Below are 6171 nucleotides of genomic sequence, written 5' to 3' on the forward strand. Positions count from 1 at the left end.
CCTTGAGAAGCCTCCTGCGGTTGAAAACAGCCTAGCGAGTTTTCCATTGGAGCCGTATCGCTACAGCCGTCGCTAAAAACAATACATAGGCGTGGGATCGAGGACTGACGATGCCATCAGAGTTGCAGGAAATTTTCTGAGGCAATTATAAAATTATTAGTTATCAGTCAGTTGAAGGCGCATGACAAAAACCTGAAAGCAACAGTCGGCATTAAGGCTACTGTCACGCGCCAATGACTTACATTAGTTGCGGAAAAAAGTGCAAACCACATAGAGCTTTCGCTCAACTATTGACGACTTTTCTTACAGCAGAAACTTACCCGCTATCTCATGGCACACTTCAAGGAAGGCTTTCGAACCAGGTGGCCGAGTACTCCCTGACCTCCTTGCGAACCTGATCCCGATACGGAGCATACCCTTCAGCCGAATAAGTGAATGCCCCGCCATCGATGGTAATCCTCGCCAGTGATATCAGTGGGTCAAGCCATGTGCCCGACTTCGCGTCAGTCTGCATCTGCAAGCTGCAGATCATCACATCGATAAGTCCGGTCGCCTCCTTGCGACAAGGCACCCGATGCATGATCTTGCTTCGACCGACGCTGGACCAGTCCTTGAAAAAGGCATTCGCGTGAGGGCTGTCCAGCAGGCTTGCCAGCGCCTTGGCGGCCAGTTCGGACAACTCACGGTTCACTACGGCTTCGACGGCATTGCCGATCTCGGCTCGCACCTCTCTCGCATTGGTAATCGTCAGCACGTCATGGAGCAGAGCGCCATTCAACGTAAAGCCATTAGTGAGCATCCCTCCCTGGTAGGCATTGATCCATTTGGCCCAATCCTGCTCGCGGTTGTAGCTTTTATTGGCCCGAATCTCCGAATACCTCAGGCAATCGAGAATATCCCTGCGTTCCAGCTCGGACATTCCTGAAGAAAACGACACCACGCCGTCCCCTCCCAACAGGGCATCAGAGCCGTCCTGTGTCATCGGGCACCTCACATGGAATTGGCAGTATCAATGAGTGCTGCCTGCCGTTGAGAAAGCCCCGGATGCTTTTGCGCATCGCCGGGTAACTGTCGGCGTCCCATGTACGTCGCGAAAAATGCCCTTCGATAGACCCTGTAAGGCAGTTGCCAGTAAATATCTGAAGAAACGGATTCGATCCGGTGGCCTCGGTCGTGGTGAAGGTCAAAAACAAGGTGGCTAGTTGCACAGGTGATTCAAGCACACTGACCTGAAAGGTGAAGGTTGAAGAACCTGCCCCATCATCCGCCCCCTTGAGGGCATGCTGACACAACTGCAGGGCGACCGATTCCGTTTTCGCCAACCCGGCCATGCGCTTATAAAGTGACCTGATTTCATTGCCCTGAGCGTGCGTCAAGCGCGGCAGAAAATACGTTTCAATCAATCCTTCGACACTGAACTCAGCGCTGTCCAGCGGCTGCTTTTCGTAGTCGGCATCATTGATGATGGTCCAGTTCGTACCCAGCATTGCACCTTCGTAATGCGACCACCACACAGTAGCTGATTTGAATTTATCCGAGTGAGAGCGATCGCACTCAACATCCGCTGCCAGTTGAGACGCCAGCACGATCTCCTGAACATCAACGGCCACCTCCGGAAAAAGGCGAGCCTCCATCAACAGCAGATGGCCCGCTACCAGCTTACCGATTGCACATTCCATGGCATTCATCCTCATAGAAACTCAAAAGCCCAGGCCATTGAGGTCCTGGCCCAGGCACTCGGAAATTACGACGCTGACAAACTTTCAAAATAGCCAGTTGCGTGATCCCTTATAGTCTTGAGCATGTCCAGCTTATTAGGCTCATAAAGATCCGGATAAAACTCAACATTCGCCACTGCACTGCGGACCTGTAGATGGGTCACCGCCCACTTCCAGAAAAGTGTCCCTCCTGTGTGCTTGGAAAAATCAATTTCCATCGCCAGTAAATAGGTCACGGGAATCCCCTCGGGCGACTCCAGACACGGCATGATTCGAAAGGTTGAAGTCGACTCTTTCAGACTGTTGCTTTCAAACAGCTTTATCAGCCCATCACTTTTTTGCAGCTTATCCAGCGTCAGGCTCAGAAGCTGGAGCACCGCTGCTTTGTTAGGCCCGGCAATCGCACTGATCACGTCAATTGCCAGCGAGTCCATCGTCACCGATAAATCCTGGGTCTTCAGTGTGCCGAGGCGATCCGCGAAGCCAAGCCATCCACCATGAAACATGCCCTCGTTATAGTCAGCCAGCCATTTGACACGGTCCGGTTTTCCAGGGTTCTTGATTCGGGCAGCCGTCTCGGCAAACTTCATGCTCATCATGATCGCTTTACGGTTTTGCAGACTGACGCCATCCGAAAATGCAACGACCAACGGTTCATCCTTGCCGATCTCTGCCAGGCTGTTCGGGTCAACGTCGGGTTCATCGGTCTGTGCCAGTGCACGCGGCATGAGCACTTCAGTGTGTTCATCCAGCGTGAACATGGCCGGTGCAGAAAAATCAATGTCGGGCCGTCCAGGCGCCGACAGCTTTTCAAAGTAACTGATCGACTCTTCTCGGGTCGGAGCCTTGGTGTAGTTACTGGTATTCATCATGCATTCCTTGCAACGTTATTTAGGTAAGCGGCTCTACTGGCCGCCCCTGAAAGCTAGTCGCCGACCTTTAACGTAACAATGCACAACACGTAACAAGTTATCTCAAAAAAACAAAAACGGCCTTAAACTCTCTGAAAACAACAACCGACCTAAACCCCGGCACACCCTTTATCAAACTCCTTGTCGCACAAACCTGACACACAAAAAACTTCACACTGAAGTAAATAATTACCTCAGACAGACACCAACAACCGACAAAGCGTTTCTGCTACATCCGACGTTAAAAAGACTTATGTCACACAGTGGCTGTAAGAACCGTCCTACAAACCCTCGTCACTTTTTTGGACACTCATTGAATGACGAGGGGATGAAGAAACAATTTAGTCGGTGGCCTGCGTAGGCTTTGTCCCATACCAGCGCGGCGTATACACCCATTGCCCACCTTCGGCACGCGCGAAGGTGCAGGTAGTGGACGAACCGATCAGCACCATGGTGCGCATGTCGACCATCTCCGGGGTCAGCTCCCCCAGGGTGATGATGCGCAGGGTCTGGCCGGGGCGGCCGATGTCGCGGCCCAGCGTGACAGGCGTCTCGGGCGTGCGGTGTTCGCGTACGATTTCCAGTGCCCGGCCCAGTTGCCAGGGCCGCGAGCGCGAGATGGGGTTATAGAAGGCCAGCGCCAGATCGGCCTGAGAGGCCAGGTCCAGACGTTGCTCGATGACCGTCCAGGGCTTGAGGTTGTCCGACAGCGACATGACACAAAAATCATGCCCCAGCGGCGCACCGGCCTGCGCGGCGGTGGCCAGGCTGGCCGATACGCCGGGCAGGATTTCCAGCTCTACGCTCCGCCAATCGGCACGCTCGGGGTCATCCACGACTTCGTGCAGGGCTTCGAGCACCGCAGCGGCCATGGCGAAAACGCCGGGGTCGCCGGACGACACCACCACCACCGAGCGGCCTTGCGCGGCCAGTTCGAAAGCGTGCCGGGAACGCTGCATTTCTTCGCGGTTATCGGTGCAGTGCAGTACCTGGTCATCGCGAAACGGGCCGGCCATGCGCACGTAGGTTTCGTAGCCCAGCACATCGGTGGCGCGGGCCAGTTCAGCCTTGACCGCCGGCACCATCAGGTCGGCAGCGCCCGGCCCCAGGCCTATGACCGCCAGGCGGCCACGGGGCTGGCCGATGTGCTGAATATCCAGCGGAGCAGCGGCCACGCCAATCATCAACCCGGCGTAACCTGTCAGTTGCAGCGGCACGTCTGTCAGGCCGAAACGCACCGGCACTTGCAGGTCGGCAGCGGCCTGATGCAAGCGGGCATCGGCCATCAACGCCTTGTCGGCAAGCAGGCACGCCAGCGATTGCCCGGCAATGCGTGCTTCGTGCAAGGCGGCACGTACCTGTGTGGCTAGCCCGTCACTGACCTGCTCAATCTTCGCCAGCACGCTGCGCGGGAAAATCCGCAGCTCATGGGCCGCCGACTCGCGCTCGACATGGCCGATATGAATCGTTCGCACGGCCTGCGGATCTTCAGGCAGCCGCGCTTTGTCCAGCCAGGGTGCATCCCCCTCGATGCGTACCGATTCACCGGCCAGCAGATCGGAGACGAAACGCTTGCCCTGCTCCAGATCGCCCAGAAGATAGCCCTCGGGCGGGTTGAGCAGGCAGGTGCCAAAGCGCAGCTCGCCGCTGGTGGTAATCGCAGGAGCAACCTGCAAATGCGCGGCGATTTGCCGGGCCATGACATTGACCCCGCCCAGCCCGCCCAGCAATGGCACCACGGCGCTGCCGTCTTCGGCCACCGCCAGCACAGGTGGCTCGGCGCCCTTTTCCAGCAACAGCGCCGCCAGGGTACGAATCACGATACCGGCCGCACACAGGGCAATGATTGGCGTGTTCTGCTGATAAAGCTGGCGCAGGGTAGCGCCGAAATCGGCATAGCCTGCATCGGCGCCCTCGACACGCTCGTTCAGGCCATGAATCAGTGCCGCCGGATACACCTGCTGGATACGCCGCGCCGTGGCGAGGCTGCCATTGCCGAGGATGACAATGGCCGGAACGTTCTGGGTCATCAGCCTTGCCACCTTTCGCCGGGAACGATGATCAGCGAGAAGTACGGCGACGACATCGGGTCGACCTCATCGATCGGCACGATCTTCTGGTTGGCCATGGTTGCGCGCTCGACATACAACGCACGTTCAGCCAGCCCCAGCTCACCCAGCACCTGGCGCACCTTGGGGAAGTTACGCCCCAGCTTCATGATCACCGCCGCGTCGGTGTCGCCCAGCTTGCGCTTGAGCTCATCGGCCGGCAGCACACCGGACAGGATCGACAGGCTCTGGTTGCGATACACCAGCGGCGCGCCCAGCACCGAAGCACCACCGAGCATCGAGCACACACCCGGAATCACCTCGGCCACATAGCGCTCGGCCAGGCGGTCGTGCAGGTACATATAAGAGCCATAGAAGAACGGGTCGCCTTCGCAGATCACCGCCACGTCGCGGCCGGCATCCAGGTGCGCGGCCACTTCAAGGCTGGCCTGATCGTAGAAGTCGCTGATCACCTGTTCATAAGACAGCGGCGCCGGCAACGCCTCGGTGGTCACCGGGTAAACCAGCGGCAGCAGCACCTGGGCATCCTGCAAATGACCCTCGATGATGCCGAAGGCATTGCCTTTCTTGCCCTTGGCCACGAAATACGCCACCACCGGCGACTCGCGCAGCAGGCGCAAGGCTTTGACGGTAATCAGTTCCGGGTCGCCGGGGCCGACGCCCAGGCCAATCAGTTTGCCGCGCGCCTGCATCACTCGACCTCCGTGGCCAGGGCGTTGACCGCCGCCACCGCCATGGCACTGCCACCGCGCCGGCCTTCGACGATCACGAACGGCACGCCACGGCTGTCGGCCGCCAGCATCGCCTTGGACTCGGCAGCCCCCACGAAGCCCACCGGAAAGCCGATGATCAGCGCAGGTTTCGGTGCGCCGGCATCGAGCATTTCCAGCAGGTAGAACAGCGCCGTCGGCGCATTGCCGATCACCACCACGCTGCCTTCCAGATGCTCACGCCAGTGCTCCAGCGCCACGGCCGAGCGGGTATTGCCCAGCTCTTTGGCCAGCTCCGGGACGCCTTCGTCGTGCAGGGTACAGATGATCGGGTTATTGGCCGGCAGCCGCGAGCGGGTGATGCCCTCGGAGACCATGCGCGCATCGCACAGAATCGGCGCGCCGGCGGCCAGTGCCTTACGGCCGGCGGCGCCTGCGCCTTCGGAGAAGCGCAAGTGCTCGATCACATCGACCATGCCGCAGGCATGAATCACCCGCACGGCGAGTTTTTCCAGGTCGGCGGGAATGGTCTCCAGCCGCGCTTCGGCGCGGATGATCGCGAAGGAGTTACGGTAAATCTCCTGACCGTCGCGGATGTAATCAATCATGCAGTGCAGCTCCTGAGTCGGCGTTCAAAAATTCACCGACGGCTTCAATAGTGAGGTGGCGCGCGCGCAGCACACCGAAACCGGTGTGCTGCGCAGCGCGCTGATAAAGATCGTAGCGGCCGGGGGCCACTGCCAGCAGGGTCAATGGCGCAATA

At 58.5% G+C, this 6171-nt stretch carries 6 protein-coding genes and 1 pseudogene; all 7 read right to left on the minus strand.

The features are described from left to right. Window positions 1–340: 340 nt before the first annotated feature. The gene (locus ACYP2A_RS15780) at window positions 341–982 is read right to left on the minus strand and encodes a hypothetical protein (protein ID WP_459746375.1); all 642 of its coding nucleotides are present in this window, start codon (window positions 980–982) and stop codon (window positions 341–343) included. Next, complete coding sequence (locus tag ACYP2A_RS15785; protein ID WP_459746378.1) at window positions 963–1679, minus strand: hypothetical protein; 717 nt, start codon at window positions 1677–1679, stop codon at window positions 963–965. Before ACYP2A_RS15785 ends, ACYP2A_RS15780 begins: the two co-directional genes overlap by 20 nt. Window positions 1680–1744: 65 nt before the next feature. Continuing rightward, window positions 1745–2587, minus strand: a complete 843-nt coding sequence (locus ACYP2A_RS15790) for a hypothetical protein (protein ID WP_459746379.1) — start codon at window positions 2585–2587, stop codon at window positions 1745–1747. 383 nt (window positions 2588–2970) lie between these two features. Continuing rightward, window positions 2971–4659, minus strand: coding sequence for a precorrin-3B C(17)-methyltransferase (gene cobJ, locus ACYP2A_RS15795; protein WP_459746380.1), 1689 nt, complete (start codon window positions 4657–4659; stop codon window positions 2971–2973). Then, a complete protein-coding gene (locus ACYP2A_RS15800) occupies window positions 4659–5390 on the minus strand; it encodes a precorrin-2 C(20)-methyltransferase (RefSeq protein WP_459746382.1) in 732 nt (243 codons plus the stop codon). Before ACYP2A_RS15800 ends, cobJ begins: the two co-directional genes overlap by 1 nt. Further along, window positions 5390–6016 (minus strand): precorrin-8X methylmutase, encoded by a 627-nt coding sequence (locus tag ACYP2A_RS15805; protein ID WP_459746384.1) that lies wholly within the window; start codon window positions 6014–6016, stop codon window positions 5390–5392. The genes ACYP2A_RS15800 and ACYP2A_RS15805 overlap by 1 nt, the downstream gene beginning before the upstream one ends. Then, window positions 6009–6171: pseudogene (locus tag ACYP2A_RS15810) on the minus strand (precorrin-3B synthase); the annotation flags it as partial. The gene ACYP2A_RS15805 and the pseudogene ACYP2A_RS15810, both read right to left, overlap by 8 nt.

The organism is Pseudomonas sp. 3A(2025) (assembly GCF_054589175.1).